16 protein-coding genes are annotated in these 17,920 nt (G+C 67.4%); 15 read left to right on the forward strand and 1 reads right to left on the reverse strand.

Translation table 11 applies throughout. The features are described 5' to 3' along the window. Position 1: 1 nt before the first annotated feature. The 9 genes from ACFYVR_RS15970 (at position 2) to ACFYVR_RS16010 (ending at position 6,389) form a co-directional block, all read left to right on the forward strand. Positions 2-409 (forward strand): DUF2190 family protein, encoded by a 408-nt coding sequence (locus tag ACFYVR_RS15970; protein ID WP_387474734.1) that lies wholly within the window; start codon positions 2-4, stop codon positions 407-409. Between the two features lie 21 nt (positions 410-430). Continuing rightward, a complete protein-coding gene (locus ACFYVR_RS15975; RefSeq protein ID WP_387474736.1) occupies positions 431-1,360 on the forward strand; it encodes a hypothetical protein in 930 nt (309 codons plus the stop codon). Beyond that, positions 1,360-1,809: a hypothetical protein gene (locus ACFYVR_RS15980; protein WP_387474738.1), complete on the forward strand. Its 450-nt coding sequence runs from the start codon at positions 1,360-1,362 to the stop codon at positions 1,807-1,809. Before ACFYVR_RS15975 ends, ACFYVR_RS15980 begins: the two co-directional genes overlap by 1 nt. Positions 1,810-1,820: 11 nt before the next feature. Then, positions 1,821-2,180: a hypothetical protein gene (locus tag ACFYVR_RS15985; protein WP_387474739.1), complete on the forward strand. Its 360-nt coding sequence runs from the start codon at positions 1,821-1,823 to the stop codon at positions 2,178-2,180. Then, positions 2,173-2,496: a hypothetical protein gene (locus ACFYVR_RS15990; protein WP_387474741.1), complete on the forward strand. Its 324-nt coding sequence runs from the start codon at positions 2,173-2,175 to the stop codon at positions 2,494-2,496. Before ACFYVR_RS15985 ends, ACFYVR_RS15990 begins: the two co-directional genes overlap by 8 nt. Further along, on the forward strand, positions 2,489-2,818 hold the full coding sequence (locus ACFYVR_RS15995) for a hypothetical protein (protein WP_387474743.1): 330 nt from the start codon (positions 2,489-2,491) through the stop codon (positions 2,816-2,818). Before ACFYVR_RS15990 ends, ACFYVR_RS15995 begins: the two co-directional genes overlap by 8 nt. Then, positions 2,818-3,231: a hypothetical protein gene (locus tag ACFYVR_RS16000; protein WP_387474745.1), complete on the forward strand. Its 414-nt coding sequence runs from the start codon at positions 2,818-2,820 to the stop codon at positions 3,229-3,231. Before ACFYVR_RS15995 ends, ACFYVR_RS16000 begins: the two co-directional genes overlap by 1 nt. 73 nt (positions 3,232-3,304) lie before the next feature. Beyond that, the gene (locus ACFYVR_RS16005) at positions 3,305-4,237 is read left to right on the forward strand and encodes an Ig domain-containing protein (RefSeq protein WP_387474747.1); all 933 of its coding nucleotides are present in this window, start codon (positions 3,305-3,307) and stop codon (positions 4,235-4,237) included. A gap of 154 nt (positions 4,238-4,391) precedes the next feature. Next, a complete protein-coding gene (locus ACFYVR_RS16010) occupies positions 4,392-6,389 on the forward strand; it encodes a right-handed parallel beta-helix repeat-containing protein (RefSeq protein WP_387474749.1) in 1,998 nt (665 codons plus the stop codon). A gap of 17 nt (positions 6,390-6,406) precedes the next feature. Here the strand turns inward: ACFYVR_RS16010 and ACFYVR_RS16015 are convergent, their stop codons facing one another. Then, on the reverse strand, positions 6,407-8,605 hold the full coding sequence (locus ACFYVR_RS16015; RefSeq protein ID WP_387474751.1) for an acyltransferase family protein: 2,199 nt from the start codon (positions 8,603-8,605) through the stop codon (positions 6,407-6,409). A gap of 246 nt (positions 8,606-8,851) precedes the next feature. On the opposite strand from ACFYVR_RS16015, the gene ACFYVR_RS16020 reads away from it, so the two are divergent. The 6 genes from ACFYVR_RS16020 (at position 8,852) to ACFYVR_RS16045 (ending at position 17,917) form a co-directional block, all read left to right on the forward strand. After that, entirely contained in the window at positions 8,852-9,778 is a 927-nt protein-coding gene (locus ACFYVR_RS16020; RefSeq protein WP_387474753.1) for a tyrosine-type recombinase/integrase, read from the forward strand. A 184-nt stretch (positions 9,779-9,962) separates the two neighbouring features. Next, a complete protein-coding gene (locus tag ACFYVR_RS16025; protein WP_387474755.1) occupies positions 9,963-10,259 on the forward strand; it encodes a hypothetical protein in 297 nt (98 codons plus the stop codon). After that, positions 10,256-10,627 (forward strand): hypothetical protein, encoded by a 372-nt coding sequence (locus ACFYVR_RS16030; RefSeq protein WP_387474757.1) that lies wholly within the window; start codon positions 10,256-10,258, stop codon positions 10,625-10,627. The genes ACFYVR_RS16025 and ACFYVR_RS16030 overlap by 4 nt, the downstream gene beginning before the upstream one ends. 3 nt (positions 10,628-10,630) lie before the next feature. Continuing rightward, on the forward strand, positions 10,631-11,455 hold the full coding sequence (locus tag ACFYVR_RS16035) for a hypothetical protein (protein ID WP_387474759.1): 825 nt from the start codon (positions 10,631-10,633) through the stop codon (positions 11,453-11,455). Then, positions 11,448-17,090, forward strand: coding sequence for a hypothetical protein (locus ACFYVR_RS16040; RefSeq protein ID WP_387474761.1), 5,643 nt, complete (start codon positions 11,448-11,450; stop codon positions 17,088-17,090). The genes ACFYVR_RS16035 and ACFYVR_RS16040 overlap by 8 nt, the downstream gene beginning before the upstream one ends. Then, positions 17,087-17,917, forward strand: coding sequence for a hypothetical protein (locus ACFYVR_RS16045; protein ID WP_387474763.1), 831 nt, complete (start codon positions 17,087-17,089; stop codon positions 17,915-17,917). Before ACFYVR_RS16040 ends, ACFYVR_RS16045 begins: the two co-directional genes overlap by 4 nt. Positions 17,918-17,920: the final 3 nt, after the last annotated feature.

Raw genomic sequence — 17,920 nt, forward strand, 5'->3', positions numbered from 1 at the left:
CATGTCGAACCCCACCCTCGGCGCTGGCCCGATCACGCAGAAGGTCGCCACCGCCGTCGAGAAGTTCCACGTCGTCAAGCTCGGCGCGACCGGAATCGCCCCCAGCGGCGCAGCCGATCTGCCGTACGGCGCGGTCGCACAGTCCGGCGCACCGGCTGCCACCCGTGAGGACAACAACCTGACCCACGGTCTTCCGAGTGTTCTCGCGGTGCACACCGTCGGCGTTCTCCCGCTGACGAAGGCGTCCGCCGTCGCATTCGCCACCGGCGAGCCGGTATACGCCGCGGCCGGCGGCAAGGTCGCCAAGACCGGAACCCAGTGCGTCGGCATCGCAGTCAAGGCGTCCGCCGCCAGCGACACCACCGTCCGCACCCAGCTCGCCGGGCCCTTCGTCCCGGCGCCCGCCTGATCGATCGAGAGGCACTGACCCATGACCAGGAACATCACTTCCGCCTACGACGGCGACACGCTCACCGTCGACTCGATGCTCAAGGATCCGACGTGGATTCCGCAGCGGGTCATCAACTACCTCGACGGCGCGTTCGTCGAGGCTGCGCTGTTCCGCAACGGCGGCTCGAACGATTCCGGTGTCGTCGCGTTCCGTGAGGCGGCCGATCCGTTCCTCGACGAGGACGCCGAGGAAGTCGCCGAGTTCGCCGAGATCCCGGTCTCGACGATCGGCGACGGCAAGGTCCGCAGCGTGATCGGCCAGAAGACCGCCAAGGCGGTCCGGATCTCGTACGAGATGCGGCACGAGAACAAGGTCGACCGCGTCTCCCAGCAGATCACCGCGCTGCAGCGCACGATGATCCGCTCCGGCGTGAACGCTGCCCTCGCTGCGTTCAACGCGGCGAACACGCCAAGCGCGCCGGCGTCTGCGGCGTGGACCGGCTCCACCGGCGACCCGGCGAAGGACATCTTCGACGCGATCGAGGAGATCCAGGCTGCGGGCTTCGAGGGCGACGAGACGAAGAACCTCGGCTACTCGCCGAACGCGATCCTCGCCCATCCGCGCGCGATCACCACGCTGATCCGCAACGACAAGATCCAGTCCAAGTACATCGGCGACCTCGCGTCCGAGAACCCGATCTACAAGGGCACTCTCCCGCAGACCATCTGCAGCCTGCAGGTGCTGCAGTCGCGGTGGATGGACCCGACCAAGGTGATCATCCTCGAGACGGGCGTGGCCGGGTTCTACTCCGACACCTACCCGCTGCAGATGACGCCGGTCTACTCGGAGGGCGGCGAGTCCGGTGCCGGCGGCCCGAACATGTCGTGGCGCTCCGATGCGTTCCGCAAGCGCATCCTCGCCGTCGACAACCCGGGTGCCGTCTTCACCATCACGGGGATCTCGGCCTGATGGCGCGGCACGAGATCGTCGCGAGCTTCTGGGAGGAGCCCGTCGGACCCCCGACCGGATACGTCCGGCACCGGCGCGGCGCGGTGGTCGACGTGCCGGACGAGCACGTGGCTCGGCTCCTGCGCATCGGCGCGATCGTGCCGATCGAGGAGGCCGCGACCGGCGACGACGGTACCGACGACGACGGTACGGCTCCCACGGGCGACGACGCGCCCGGCGTCGCCGATGACGGAGCGCCCGCTGATCCCGTTCAGGAAGACCCCACCTCCACGCTGGAAGCGGACACGTCCGTCGCGCAGCCCGACCAGCAGGTCACGGTCGCAGACCTCGAGCGCCCGAAGCAGGCAGCGTCCAAGGCCATTTGGGTCGAGTACGCCGTCGCGCGCGGCATGGACCGTGACGCGGCCGAGGAACTCGACAAGCGCGAGCTCATCGCCGAGCTGGACTGAGGGGGTAGGCCATGGCGGACTTCGTCGATGTCGACGACATCTTCCGCGGCCGCACCCGGACACCGGGCAGTGAGCAGGATGCCGCGGACCTGATCGCCGCGGCGTCCGCCTGGATCCGGGAGCAGAGGCCGGGCATCGCTGATGACGACCCCGCCGCGCGCGTCGTCGTCATCCATGTTGTCCGGGCCGCCCTGGCGAGCGACAAGTACGCCAGTCACGTCTCCTACTCGAAGACGGTAGGAGGCGTGACCCGGTCGGGCACCCTCGTCAATCCCGGAGAGCTGCTGGCATTCGAGGCCTCGCACTATCGGCTCCTCGGGATCTCGCAGGGAGGCGGCGTGTCGTACTACTTCGGAGGCTGCTGTGAGTGACCTCGGAAACCAGACCGTCCGGGTGGTGGAACGTGTGCGACGCAAGCGCGGCGTCATGGATGAGACCACGACGGCGGAGTACCCGGGCTGCTCGGTGCAACCCGAAGGGGCCGTGGAAGGCGTGCCGCTCGAACGGCACACCCGGTGGATCCTGTACGCGCCACCGGGGTTCCCGGAGTCCACCGAGAACGTCCTCGACATCGACGGCATCGGGCCGCGGCTGCACGTCGACGGCGATCTACAGACCTGGTACGACGACGACGGCATCGCCGACCACGTCACCGGCTACCTCGAAAGGTGGGTGAGCAGTGGCTGATCCGAAGACCGGGACCTACCGGTTCTCGTCGAAGGACGCGAAGGCGATCATGCGATCGAAGCACGTCCAGCAGGCGACGCGGCGCATGGCCGAGGTCGGGGCGAAGGCGTTCCGTGCCGAGGCCCGCCGGCACGCGAAGACCGGGAAGCTCGCCGAGCAGGTCCATATCGAACCGGCGCGGGGTTGGGATGGGCGGCCCGGGCAGCGGATCGTGTCGACTCGCCGCGGCAATCAGCCCGCGCTGCTGGGTACGAGGCGCTCGAAACCGGTGCGCGCGAGCGAGGCTGCGGTCCGCGCGATGAGACAGAAGCGGAGGTACTGATGGCCGTCGAGTTCGACGACACGCTGTTCCCGGACATCCAGGAGGTGCTGATGGTGTACCTCGCTCCGCTCGCGGAGACGGACACCGAGCCACCGCTCGACCCGGACGTCGGGATCGGCATCCAGATCAACCGTGTCGGTGGCGCATCCGACGGGATCAGCGACTTCCCGCGGGTGGCGATCACCTGCCACCACCCCGATCCGCGGGGCGCGTCGAAGCTCGCGCGGCAGGTCGCCAACAGGATGGAGTACATCGCCGGTGAGGCGATCGTCGTCGAGGACGAGCCGAAGCCGATCTGCATCGACTCGTGCCGCGTGGACACCCCGCCTGAGTCGGAGCCGTACGAGAACCCGGACGCCCGCACCGAGATCGCGTACTACGCGCTGAGCCTGCAAAAGCCCTGGCGGCGCTGACAACACCCACACGAAATTCACCCGAGGCCCACGACACGAACGTCGTGGGCCTTCATCATGCCCAGGAGGCATCATGGCCACATCCGTTGGCGAACTCGAGGTCTCGCGTCACCAGCGCGAACTGATCCTCAAGCCGAACCGTGCACACATCTACGGGATGGGCATGGAGATCGACCCGATCGAGTACATCACCGAGGGGACGGACTCCCAGCTCGCCGAACTCCCGGTCGGCGCATGGGATTTCGGTCTCCTCCTCAAGGACGACGCGATCACCCTGACCAGGGAGCTGGAGAAGTCCGATATCAACGCGATCGGCTACTCCAACCCGGTGCGGTCGGACTTCACCTCCGACATCGCCGGACTGCAGTTCACCGGCCTGGAAGCGAATCGGTACAACATCGAGAACAACCTCGGTGTCGACCTGTCGCAGATGGTCGCGGACCCGGAGACCGGTGAGATCGCGTTCGATCAGCCGGCCGTCACCGCGATCCGGCAGCAGCGGTACCTGACCATCACCCAGTTCAACACCGGGGACGATCGGATCTACCTCGGCCGCCTGTTCTACGCGGGCGAGGTGTCCGAGATGGGCGAGCAGACCATCACCGACGGTGAGGGCTCGCTGACCTGGCCGACGACCGTCAACGCGATGGTCGACACCGAGCACGGTGTCGCGGTCCGCCACTACTTCGGCGGCCCGGGTTGGAACCGTGTCCTCGAGGACGCCGGGTTCAAGCGGAACAGCCTGACGATCACGACCGCGTCCCTGCCTGCGGGCACCGTGAGCTCGGCGTACTCGCAGACGCTCGCGGTGACCGGTGGCGCCGGGACCAAGACGTGGTCGGTCTCGACCGGTGCTCTGCCCGCCGGCCTGGCGCTGAACGCGTCGACCGGCGCGATCACCGGCACCCCGACCGCGGCGGGCACGTTCAACTTCACCGTTCAGGTGGTCGACAGCCTGAGCATCGGCAGCGCGCTCAAGCCGCTGTCCATCGTCGTAAACCCTTAGTCGGCCCAGAGGTTGACGAAGATCCGCCTGGCTCCGGGCTGTACCTGATCAGCCCGGAGCCGTCGGAGTCCACATCAGCTGGGCTGTTCGACCTTCCCACCGGATTCATCGAAGACCCGCCCGGATCGGGCCTCTACACGACAGGAGCCTGATCATGGCAGACCCGAAGCTCATATCGTTCGACCTCGACGCCGGTGAAGGGCAGGGCCTTCCGCCGCTCGTGCAGGACGCTGTCGACGCCCGCGTCACAGCAGTCGGTAGTGAAATTTATGTGCGGCCGACCACGGTCGATCTGGCGAGCTTCCTGCTGCCCGACGAGGTGATGCCTGACGACGGCGTGACGAACGCACAGCCGCTGTTGCAGCGAGCTCTCGACGCTGCCGCTGCGATGTACTCCCTTGTCGGCCCGGTCTCGATTCAGCTCCCGGTCGGCAGATTCCGAATCAACTCCTCGGTCCGCTGGTTCAACGGCTACCACGTCGGATTCATCGGTCGCGGTCGCGCCAACACGAAGATTCTCCCGAACGGCGAGGCCGTGTTCGGACTCATGGATCCCAGTTTCACGGTCGGCAATTACCTGGACGACGTCACGTTTGCCGACATCACCATCGACTGCACCGCGCAGGTGAGCACCGCGAACAACGTCGGTGCGAAGGGCATTGCGCTGCGCTGGATGCGAAACGGGCGGTTCGAGCGTGTCCGGTGCATCAACACCTGGGCTACCAGCTTCGGCTGCGACTTCCTGCAGGACACCACCTTCGTGGAGTGCTCCGCGATCCGATCCGGTCGCGGAGTCACGGGCGGGCACGATTCGTTCGGCGCCGGGTTCGGCATCGGCGTCGGCAACTTCGCCGTCGAGTCCGTCACCTTCGTCAACTGCTACGCCGAGGACTCCTGGTCCTCCGGGTTCTTCATCGAGCGCCTTCTCGAAATCCCCGGCACACCCAGCGACTCCCGAGGCTTCTCCCTGACCGGATGCACATCGGTCGGCGGGTACAACGGAATGCGAGACGCGGGCGGCGACGGCGTCATCACCACGGGCTGCCACTTCCTCAACGCCTCGAACGCGGGCATCCACATCGACGGCTACATGGCATCCGGCCGCCACGGCGGACGCAACGGCATCGTGTCCGCGACGGTGATCCGAGGCAACGGTGTCGGTGTCCTGGTTGGCAATGCCGCCACTGGCGGCTACACCTTCGACAACTCGGAGATCTCCAGCAACGTCGGCGCGGGCGTGTCCGTAACCGGGCAGATCGGTTCCGGCTGGCGGTTCTCGAACACACGAGTCGAGAGCAATGGCGCGGGCGGCATCCTCATCGACGCGCCCCTTGCGGTCCGCCCCGAGTTCCTGCACTGCACCGTCCGCAACAACGGCACCGGCGACGGCATCCGCCTCGCGGGCGACGTGATCGAGGCGAAGGCAATCGGCAACACCATCCAAGGGCACCGTGGCATCGGATTCAGCCTGCCGGATGCGACCAAGTTCATGACCGACCCGTTCATCCGGGAGAACGTCGTCACCGAGAATTCGGGCGGGGCGATCGTCAACGCGAAGGCCACGAACGACGCCGCTGGCATCACCGCCAACCGTGAGGGCGCGAGCTTCGCGACCCTGACCAACCTCTTCACCACCCCGTCGTACGAGTCAGGTGTGACGCAGGTCGCGGCACTGTCCCGATTCGATGCGCCCACGCAGGTCACCGCAGGCGACGCGAAGTCCGGCGGCGCGTACGCCAGGCTCGCGGTGAACCAGGCAGGTTCAGCGACAGCCCGAATCGCCCGTGTGTCCGGCACACTCGCCGGTGCTTACACCCTGTCCGCGTGGGTCCGGGCGCCCAAAGAGGCAATCATCCGGCCATTCACGGTCGGTTACTGGGCCAGCAATGCGAGCCAGCGGACGTGGCACCGAGGAGGATTCCGGGCGACTGGGAGCTGGCAGCGAGTCAGCATGACCGTTGTCCTGCCGGCGGACGGCAGCCGACTGGACTTCGATATCGCACTCGACTCCGCCGCCGTCGGGATGAACCTCGATGCCGACGCCGTGATGGTCACCGCAGGCACCGCTCTGTGGCCGTACTTCGATGGCACCAGCGCGGGCGCAGCCTGGACCGGGACGGCCTATAACTCCACGTCCGTGCTGACGCTGTGACCGGAGTCGCCGCCCAGCTAGTTCGCGGACAGCAGGGCGCTTCTCAGGTCGGGCGCGAGCCCTTCGCTGTATGTCGCCGTCATGTGGCCGGAGTCGACATAGACGGGTGTCGTGCCAACGAAGGAAGGGCAATAGCCGGAGTCGGTGCAAAACCATGGCCGGGAGTCGGTGAGCCTAGCCCCGAACTTCGATGCAACAGTTTCCTCTGCCGCCTGCACAGTGAACCATTCAGTGCTGATCGCCCGAGTGCAGTCGGACGGGTCTCCGAACTTGCCAGCGCATTCCGCGAGGTTGCCTGCGCCCGGCGGGGAGGTGAGGAAGACAACCTTCGTCGGGTCGGGGACCCCCGACATCACCCGACTGAGGCCCTCAACCCACTCGGCCTCGGCAGCTGAACCTTTGGCCCCGCTCTGCAGACGAGTGACCGTCAGATGCGAGTCCGAGATCACGATCAGATCTGGGTTGAGGGCGCGCACACGATCCATTGACCAAGACCGATGCTCATCACATTCCGCGTAGTCGGCCTTGGACTTGACACTCGAGGTTGCATCCACCACAGCGGTGGCGCATCCCTCCATGGTGTACGAGTGGACTCGGTAGCCCTCTGGGCCGAGTGCGCCAATGAGTCCCGGTAGGTAGCTCACGGCGATGGAGTCGCCGAGGAGGACGGCGGTCAAGGGAGCGTCGGCGGGTCCGTAGACGCACTTGGACTCGTTGCTCGCACGCACGTTCAGGCATCCGTTTTCTGTCCACTGGGGAACGCGCAGATCGCCGAGCTTGTCGATCGGTGGATCGAAGTCGGGAAACTCGGTGGCACGAATAGCCGCCGAGATTGCAGCTGCTCGGGGCGACTGGGCGGCAGCCTCTGCTCCTGTCGCCTGAGTTGCCGCGCGCGATTGGGAGATGGGGGCAGCCGAAGGCGAAGCGGTGGCCGCGAGAGTCGTCGAGACCAGGCCGGCCGTGATTGCGATCAGCGAGAGAATCGCGATGGTCTGGTGGGATTCCTTCATTCGGAGGTTCTTCAACCGCCACCGGGACAGGTCGAGAACACGTCTGTCCCGCGACTCGGCTGTGGTCATCAGCCAGTTCGACTGGCGGATGCGGTCCTCGTAGAAGTGGTACGCGAGGATCGACAGACCGAACATCAGCAGCAGTGCGCCGACGTAGTAGTAGATCCCGGACGGTTCGATCAGTGATCCGAGAAGAATGATGATGGGCCAATGCCACAGGTAGAGCGAGTAGGAGATATCGCCGATGTAGACGCTGACACGGTTGGTCAGGATCGACAGGAATCGGTGATCGCCTCCGACGCCGGCGGCGATCACCAGCCCGGCGCCGAGTACTGGTACGGCGGCCCACGGCGCCGGGAAGCCCCCGCCACCCTCGCTGATCGCGAAGGCACCGACTGCGATCAGCAGCAGCCCCGCCCACGCCAGGAAGGGGCGGATCGCATCAGGAATTCGCTCGTACCAGGCGATCGTGATCGCCAGCAGCGCACCGACGCCCAGCTCCCATACGCGGGTGAGGGTCGAGAAGTACGCCCACGTCGGGTTGCTCGCGGTGTCGAACATCGAGTAGGCAAACGACACGACAACGACCACACCCATCACGGCAGCGGCCACCATACGGCGCGACCTGTGCGCGGCGATCATTCCGACGACGAGGATCACCGCCGGCCACACGAAATAGAACTGCTCCTCCACGCTGAGTGACCAGTAGTGCTGAAGGGGCGAGACCGGGCCACCAGCATTGAAGTAGTCGGTGCCCTCGATCCCGAACCGCCAGTTCGAGACGAAGAAGAACGCGGCGACTGCATCCCAGACCGTCGACTTGAACCGGGTATCTGTGAACACGAAGTACGAGGCAGCGATGGTTGCGACCAGCACGAGTGTCGCGGCGGGCACGATCCGTCGAACGCGCCGCCGGTAGAAGCTCGAGAACGAGATCCGCCCGGTCTTCTCCATCGTGTGCACCAGCGAGCCGGTGATCAGGAACCCCGAGATCACGAAGAAAACATCGACACCGATGAACCCGCCACTGGGCCAGTGGAACAGATGCGAGAGCACGACCAGCATGACCGCGACCATCCGCAGGCCCTGGATATCGAGGCGCTGATGCGCCTTCGGATCAGGTTTGCGGCGTCGGCTCTTGGGCCTGGACAGCAGCGAAGTAACCAATGGTCGCCCCCTCGGCAAAGAGTGATCGGCGTCGAGCACCTCTCGCCGCCGAAATCAGGCGAATCGTAACGGCTGGTCCGCATTGGTGCTTAGTAGGGATAACGAGACACAGGTATCTCCGTCATCCGTTCGAACGACGCCATACGCCGCCCATAAATGCACACGGTTCGTTGTGTTACAGGCAGTTTCATGTACGGTGTGCTCACCTCGAAAACGAGGACGGCCCCCGCGAGTGCTACCAACACTCCACGGGGGCCTTGCCACCACACCAACGCAACTGGAGTGATGACCGTGCCTGACGGTACCCGCAGCCTTGCTGTGTCCACCATCCCGACCTCCCGAAACGACCTCCTGGTCGCGGGGTTCCTCGCCCGCTACAGCGCGAGAACCACGTTCGAGAGCTACCGCACCGACCTGCGGATCTTCTTCCAGTGGTGCTCCGACCACGGACTCGACCCGATCGACGACGTGACCCGCCCGCACCTCGAGCTGTTCGCGCGCCACCTGGAGATCGACCGCGGGAACGCGCCAGCGACTGTGCACCGGCGACTTGCTGTCCTCCGAACGTTCTTCTGGATCCTCGAGGAAGACGAGGTCATCCCGAAGTCTCCGGCCAGGAACGTGCGGATGCCGAAGCTCCAGTACGACCGGACGCGGACGCTCGGCCTCACCAGGGCCGAGTTCGGTCGGATCGTGGAGTCGGCTCGATGGAGTGACGCCCCGGAGTGCGAGGAGGCGATGGTGACCGTCCTCGGCGTCCTCGGGTTGCGCGTCACCGAACTGTGCAGCCTCGACATCGAGAACTGCCGCGGGTACGAGAACGGCCACCGGGTCGTGCGGTTCGTCGGGAAGGGCGGGAAGCCGGCGACGATGCCGATGCCTGCACCGGTCGCGCGGACGGTCGACAAGCTCATCGGGGATCGAACCACGGGCCCGCTGTTCGTCCGCCGGGACGGCACTCGCATGACCCGACGGTCCGCCGCCCGAGTCGTTGACCGCCTCGGGAAGGCCGCGAAGATCGAGAAGCGGATCAGCCCGCACTCGTTCCGCAACACCATGATCACCGCCGCGCTCGACGCTGGGGTACCGCTGCGAGACGTCCAGCACGCGGCCCGGCACTCCACCCCGGCCATGACGATCCGGTACGACCAGAACAGGCACAGTCTGGACCGCCACGCCGCCTACGTCGTCTCTTCGTTCATCGCCTCCTGAGACCGACAACTACAGATCCCACCTCCCCGCGACCCCGCCCTCACCCGGCGGGGTCGCTGCATTTCCACAGACCCACCCGGCGGGGGTGTTCGTCACCCCTTGCACCGGGCCCGCCCCTCGCCGGGTGGGCTCCACCGGCCCGGTGTCCTGTCACATCCCCTTCGACGAAAGGCCTGGTGCACCCATGGCAATGAGACAGATCAACAAGGACGACTGGTCGCCGCGACTGCTGCTGTCGCGGGCGGGCCGCCCGTACACGCCGAGCTCGTACCGCGAGGAGCGCGAGCTGCTCGCGGAGGGCTACACCGTGGCGCCCGTCGCGCCGGCCGAACCGGACCCGGCACCCGAGCCCGCCGCCGAGCCGGAGCCCGCCGCCGGCGCCGAACCCGAGACTCCCGCCGACGCGGACGAGGCCGAGAAGCCCGCCGCCGACGCACCCAAGACCAAGACCACCCGACGCACCACCGGAGGCGCACAGTGAGCAAGGACCTCGACAACGTGACCCAGATCGACGACCCGAACGTCCGGCGGTACGGCGGCGAGCAGCGAGAGGCGAAGGAGCCGTTCAAGTTCCAGATCGGCGCCTCCCCGACGTTCCTCGTTCAGGAACCGGACGCCGACACCGTCATGGACATCGAGGAGGCCACGACGTCCCGGCGCGTTCTCAAGCTGTTCCTCGGTGACCAGTTCGACGACGTCGCCGACTTCCTCGGTCCGGAGCACCCGGACACGCTGATCGACCTCGCCCGGGATCTGTCCCGGCACTTCGGGCTGTTCGACACCGAGCAGGCGGTCAACCGAGCAGATCGGCGCAGTCGGGATCGGCGCCGCGGCGGCCGTCGCCACTGATCGATGACCCGCGACGACGGGTCGGCGGCCTCCTACTTCGAGACCCTCCTCGACGAGGCCGCCGGTCCGTTCGTCGTGCACCTGGACGACGACGGGCCTGCTCTCGTCATCGAGGCGCCCGCAGGCGACGACGTCGCCGACCTCGACATCACCGCCTCCGTCCACGACCAACTCGACCTCCTCGTCGGCGAGGACCTGGCCGACACCATCGCCGACCACTACGCGCGGCGGCCGATTTCCGAGCTCGCCGACCTCGTCGCCGACATCCGTGAGCACTTCGGGATCCTCCGTCCACCCGACTGCGGGTGGGCGGCGCTCGTCGACGACATCAACCGCTACGGCGCCGCGATCGAGAAGGATCTGTTCGCGAGCGGCAGCAACGAGCGGCTCTACGACTGGGTCCGCGACCACCTCGACAACCCGTGGAACCGGCTGTTCCGCCTGCTGCCCGCGCTGCCCGAGGGTGGCTGGTACTACGCCGCGATCGCCGACGACGACGAGCGCGCCCGGCAGCGGCTCGAGATGGAGCAGCGCGGCGAACTCCCGGCGCCGTCGAAGCGGCCGTCGCTGGTCGGGTGGACGCACGAGCGCGAACTGCTCACCGAGGCTGCGGAGCTGATGGCGCAGATCCTGCACGGCGTGTGGGGCGCCAGCCCGAAGTTCAAGGGCAAAGGCGGGAAACCCCCGAAGCGGCGCCTGCGGCCACAGACCGCCCGCGACCGCGCCGAGGAATACGCAGCCCTCGTCGAGCACGACGACATCTCTGCACAGCTGCTCGGCAGCCGCTACACGCGGCGCATCCAAACTCAGGAGGTGACCAGTGGCTGACGTGCAGTCGGGCCAGACCTTCATCAACGTGTTCCCGTCGATGGGCGGGTACTTCAAGCGGGTTCGAGCGGCGATCAAGAGCAACCCGATCAAGCACGAGATCGGCGTCGCCGTCGACCAGCGCCAGCTCGCCAAGGCGAAGGCCGAACTCGAGAACGCCACCAAGGGCGCGGCCGCGGCGCGGCGCCGGGAGGCCGCGGCGACCAACGACGTCGTCGCGGCCGAGAAGCAACTGCAGGCCCTGCGCAGCAAGGGTGTCACCGACGCCGGCCGACTCGCCGCCGCCGAGGACAAGGTCGCGAAGGCCAAGCGGGACAGCGTGTCCGCGGCCAGTGCGCTGCACGCCGCGGAGTCGAAGCGCTCGACGGCCTCGAACCGCGTCGAGCGGATCGAAGCTCGGATCGACAGCAAGCGCGCCGAGGCCGACAGTGCGTCGCTGCTGCAGCGGCTCTCTGCCGGGTTCGAGGCGGGCGGCCGCACGGCCGGTTCGAAGTTCGTCGGCGGCATGAGCGCGACGATGAACTCGAGCGGCCGGGGCCGCGACGAGGGCCGCAGCTTCGCGTCCGGGTTCGTCTCGGCGCTCGGCAGCGGAATGCGGATGGCGGCCACCGGATTCCTGTTCGTCAACGACGCGACCCGCTCCGTCATCAAGAACATCGGTATGGCCGCGACCGGTCTGGGATTGGCCGCGCGCGTCCTGAGGGGTTTCAGCGCGAGCCTGCTCGTCAGCACCTCCCTGCTGAAGATGATGACCGGCGCGGGTGTCGCCAAGCTCGCGGGTGTCCTCAAGCTCGCCGCCATGGCCGCCGGCGCTCTCGCCCGGGACATCGGTCGGGTCACTGCCGCACTGATGGTCATGGCGGCCGCAGCCAAGCTGATCGGCATCCTGACGCGGATCGGCCGCGCTCTCGGCATGGTGACCGTCGGGTCCGCGGTTGCGCTCGGCGCCGTCGCGGCGCTCGGTTCCGCTGTGGCCACGTTCGCCACCGGCCCACTGGTGGCCGGCCTCACCGCTGTCGCCGCGGCAATGGGGACCGTCGCGGCCGCCGCCGCCGGCATCCTCGGGCCCGCGATCGGCGTGGCGAAGATGGCGTTCGCCGGGCTGTCCGAGGGCGCGAAGGCCTGGGAGAAGTCGCAGCAGGCGGTCAGCTCCTCGTCGTCGCAGAGCGCGTCGGCGATGAAGGCCGTCGAGAGCGCGAAGAAGTCGCAGGTCCGCACCGCCGAGCAGGGTGCCCGGCAGATCGTTGACGCCGAGAAGCGGGTCGTCGACGCGCAGAAGGACGTCAAGGACGCGCAGGACGACGTCAACGAGGCCCGGAAGGAGGCGAAGCGCGACGCCGAGGGCTACGCGCGGACCCTGGCCGGCCTGGCTCTCGACGAGGAGAGCGCGACACTGGCGCTCGCCGAGGCGAAGAAGAACCTGAGCGAGACCAAGTCCAACAGCGACTCCGACAACCTCGACATCTGGCGGGCCGAACTCGGCGTCCGCGAGGCCCAGCAGGCGCTCGACGAGATCAAGGCGTCGAACGCGCAGCAGCGCACCGAGATCGCCGACGCGCAGGCCAAGGGCATCGAGGGTTCCGACCGGGTCGTCGAGGCCAAGGAGCGCGAGGCCGACGCTCAGGAGCAGCTCCGCGACGCCGAGGCGGACGCCGCGCAGACACAGAAGGACGTCGCCCAGGCCAACGCCGACGCCGCCGAGGCGGTCGCGGACGCCTACCAGAATATGGCGGACGCGCAGCAGTCGGCGGCATCCGGGGACGATCCGTTCGCGGCGATGATCGGGCAGCGGCTCGCGCCACTCCTGCAGGCGTTCAAGAACCTTCGCGAAGAGGTCACCGACCGCTTCAGCGGCGCGATGACCGGCTCGTTCTCCGTGCTCGGTGAACTGATCACCCGACTGACGCCGAGCCTCGGTGGACTGTCCACGGTCCTCGGCAACATCGGATCGCAGATCGCGACGTCGATCTCGAGCCCGGCCGCCGCGGCCGGATGGGACCGGATGATCTCCGGGTCGACGACCTTCTTCGGCAGCCTCACCCAGGGCGAGAGCGGGATCGGTTCGGTATTTTCCGGGCTGATCAGCGTCCTCGGAACCGCGGCGGAGACGTTCGGCAGCACCAGCCAGTCCCTCAACGACTGGCTGCTGACCATCGGCGAGAAGCTGCAGAACATCAGCGCCGACGACCTGCGCGGAACGTTCGACGGAATCCGGCAGACGTTCGAGAACATCGGCGCTGTTGCCGGTCCACTGTTCACCCTGCTGCGAGGCTTCGGCGCGGAAGCCGCATCCGGTCTCGCGCCGGGGATCTCGGCGATGGGTCAGGCGATCCTCGACTCCATCCCTGGGCTGATGGACATGGCGCGGGAGCTGATGCCCGCACTGGGCCAGGCGCTCTCGAACCTCGCGCCGATTCTGCCCGGTCTGGTGGAGGCATTCCGGCCGTGGGCGGATATCCTCGCGCTCCTCGCACCGCACCTGGCGACCATCATCGAGAAGCTGGTCCCGTTCGCACCGGTGCTCCTCGGTGTCGTCATGGCCGTGAAGGTCATCATGACGGCGGTCACCGCGTGGAACGCGATCATGTTCGCCGCCTCGGTCGTGCAGGGCGTGTTCGCCGCGGCAACCGGGCGCTCCGCTGCATCGCTGGGCACCAACACGGTCGCGCTGGCTGCGCACCGTGCCGCGCTGCTCATCGGGACCGCGGCGCAGTGGGCATTCAACGCGGCGATCAGCGCAAACCCGATCGCGCTCATCGTGATTGCGATCGCTGCGCTGGTCGCAGGCCTGGTCTACTTCTTCACCCAGACCGAGACCGGGAAGCGGATCTGGGAGGCGGTGTGGTCCGGCATCCAGACGGCGCTGTCGGTCGCGTGGGAGTTCATCAAGTCGGTGTTCGACAAGCTCGGTGCGATCTTCTCCTGGTTGTACGACAACGTCGTGCAGCCGGTGTTCACCGCACTGAAGGTCGCGCTCGCCGTCGTCGTCACGGCGTTCCTGCTGCTGTGGGAGGGCATCAAGCTCTACATCGAGATGGTCGGCAACATCCTCTCCTGGCTGTGGACCACAGTCGCCCAGCCCGTGTGGGAGGCCATGAAGGTCGGTCTACGGGCGCTCGGTGACTTCTTCGCCTGGGTGTGGAACTCGATCATCAAGCCCGCCTGGGACGCTCTCGGAACCGGGATCCAGTGGGTGTGGCAGAACGTCATCAGTCCCGCGTGGGAGCTGCTCAAGGCAGCGCTCGGCGTGATCGGCGACCTGTTCTCGTCCGTCTGGAACACCGTGATCAAGCCCGTGTGGGATGCCCTCGGCGCCGGAATCGAATGGGTCTGGGAGCACGTGATCAGCCCGGCGTGGGACGCGATGAAGACAGCGCTCGACAAGGTCGGGAGCTTCTTCGCCGAGATTGTGAAGGGGATCAGCGACAAGTGGGACAGCCTCAAGGGCATCCTCGCGAAGCCGATCAACTTCATGATCAACACCGTCTGGAATGAGGGAATCCTCAAGGCCTGGAACAAGGCTGCGGGACTCCTCGGTCTCGGTGAGGCTCAGCCGCTCGCCGGTATCCCGGAGCGTGCGACCGGTGGCCCGGTCTTCGGTCCCGGCACCGGCACGTCGGACGACGTGCTGATGTGGGGCTCGAACGGCGAGCACATGGTCACCACCGCGGAGGTCAAGGCGGCCGGCGGCCACAACGCGATCTACGCGATCCGCGACATGATCCTGCGCGGTATCCCGTTCGAATGGGATGGCGGGCAGATCGTTCGGCAGCTCGGCCGCGACAACGTCAACGCCTACGGCGCCCGCGTGGCGTCGAAGGGGTACGGCAACGTCGACCCGCAGGGCATGTTCGACTGGCTGCTCCCCGGCTACAAGGACGGCGGCGAGATCCGCCCGATGTGGCAGACGCAGCTCGAGAACGGCCACCGCGCAGCGAAGATGCGCAACGGCAACCCGTACACGTGGGGCTTCGAGGACTGCTCGGGCTACATGTCCGCAATCGCAGACGCCATCATCAACGGCGGTGACGGATCGTGGAAGTGGGCCACCGGATCGTTCCCCGGCGGCCAACCGTGGGTGCCCGGTCTTGGTGAGGGCTTCTCGGTCGGCGTGCACGACAACCCGGGCGGGCCCGGCGGTGGACACACCGCAGGCACCCTGACCGGGGTCGGCGGGTACTCGACGACCAACGTCGAATCCGGTGGCTCTCACGGGTACGTCGCCTACGGCGGCCCCGCCGCCGGCGCCGACGACCCGCAGTTCGCAGGCATGCACCCGGGCCTGTTCCATCTCGCCATCGGCGCGGACGGAGCGTTCGAGTCCGCGAGCCCCGGCGGCGGACCCTCGCCGGTCGGGAAGAAGTCGTTCGTGCAGCAGAAGATCGCGAGCATCTTCGACTTCTTCCTGAACCCGATCAAGGCCGGTATCGGTGCCGCGATCGGCACTCCGCCGCCCGAGTGGGTCGGTGTGCCGCCTGCGTACCTCGACAAGGGCCGCGACATGACGTCGAAGTTCCTCGCCGACAAGGTCACCGGTCTCGGCGATCTGCTCGGGTCGGTGTGGGACAAGGCGAAGGGCATCGGCGGACTGTTCCGCGATCAAGGCGGTTGGATCCCGAACGGGCTCTCGATCGTCCGCAACGAGACCGGAAAGCCCGAGGCGGTCCTGAACTGGGATCAGGTCCGGACCGTCGAGGACCTGATCGCGTTCATGGACGCGAACTTCGCCGCAGCCGGCAAGTACGCGGGCGAGATCAACTGGGGCGGTGTCGGTGCGCAGATCGGGACCTCGCTCCTCGCGGAGTGGGGCAACGACCTGCTCGGCATCGCCGGGTTCTCCTCGCAGTTCGAGGGGCTGCAGCTCGTCGACGAGACGGGCCGCAGTCGCTCGGACGAGCCGGGTGCACGCGACGAGGCCTCGTACGACGGAACGCCGGCCGAGACCGCGGCGACCGATCCGGTGACAGCGGATGCCGGCGAGGCCGCGGTCGACGCACCGCCTGCGGTCGAGGTGCAGGCGGAGCCGGAGTCCGTCGTCGACGCCGTGAAGCGCGCGTTCGCGCCGTACGGCTGGAACGAGGGTGAGCAGTGGGCCGCGGCCGACTGGATCATCGGCAAGGAGTCCAGCTGGAACCCGCTGGCACGCAACCCGTCCTCGGGTGCGTTCAGCCTGTTCCAGTTCCTCGGGTCGACGAAGGATCAGTACCTGCCGGACGAGAGCACCGACCCGTACACCCAGGGTGTCGCGGGAGCGAAGTACATCCGCGACCGGTACGGCGACCCGATCGCCGCGAAGTCGTTCTGGGAGAAGAACGGTTACTACGACCAGGGCGGCATGGCGCACGGCAAGGGGTACCTGCTCAAGAACGTCATCCGGCCCGAGCGGGTTCTCTCGCCGCGGCAGACGGAGGCGTTCGAGTCGCTGGTCCCGATGCTCGACCGGGTCCAGTCGGCGGCGACCGCGCCGGGTGACGTGCTCACCGGGGCGGATCGGGCCGCGCTCGAGCTCGCCCCGGTCGGTGGTGGTGACAGCTGGAACTTCAACGGCGAGCTCTCGCCCGCCATGAGGAGGGAGATCGACATCATGATCAACCAGCGTGACCGCCGCAGCTCGGAGTCCAGGAGGCGGTGGTGAACAACAGCTCGATCAGCATGGTCGGGTGGGACGGGTCGCGGCACCAGTACGGCGGCCCGTCCCGCGGTGCACGGGACGTGTGGATCCGGGACGGCCTCGATGCCCTCTGGGTCCCCGCGCCCCGCACCGCGACACGCACGTCCCGTGCGTACCAGCACGGTTCGACGCCGAGGGTGACGAAGATCGAGGAGCGGCTGCTCGACTTCCAGCTCCGGATCGAGGGCCGCACGCGGCGCGACTTCGAGCGCGCGTTCGCCGAGCAGATGGCGGTGTGGTCGTTCGACTACGACAACGAGGTCACGACGAAGACGGCGAGCGGCCAGCGCAAGATTCGACTCCGCCTCGACCGGGATCCGAAGATCGTCGGCCGGATGTCGATGCAGACCACCCGTATCGACGTCGAGATGGTCGCTGTCGCGTGCTGGCCGTACCTGACGTCGGGCACGAAGGTCATCAAGTGGGAACCCGGGACCGGGTCGCACGTCGGCACCTTCCCGATCTCGAACCCGACCGACGTGCCGCTGTGGCTGAAGTTCGAGGGCACGCCGGCGACGAAGTGGATTCTGCCGGACGGCCTGTCCGGGCGGATGGTGCCGATCCCGCCGCAGACCGCGGGGTGGCGGGTGCAGACCCGGCAGGACTTCCAGACACTGCGCGCGGCCGGGTCGGGGTTCGAGGTGTGGAAGGCGATGCGCGGCGTCAGCTTCCTGCACGAGATCCCACCCGGCACGCCGCTGACCGACCTGCCCGTGGAGGTGCAGGGCTCGACCGTGCCCGCAGAGCTCCGCATCCACATGCCGCGCTATCACGAGATGCCTTGGGGGTGATCG

This window comes from Rhodococcus sp. NPDC003318 (assembly GCF_042879035.1).
Lineage (GTDB): Bacteria > Actinomycetota > Actinomycetes > Mycobacteriales > Mycobacteriaceae > Rhodococcus_G.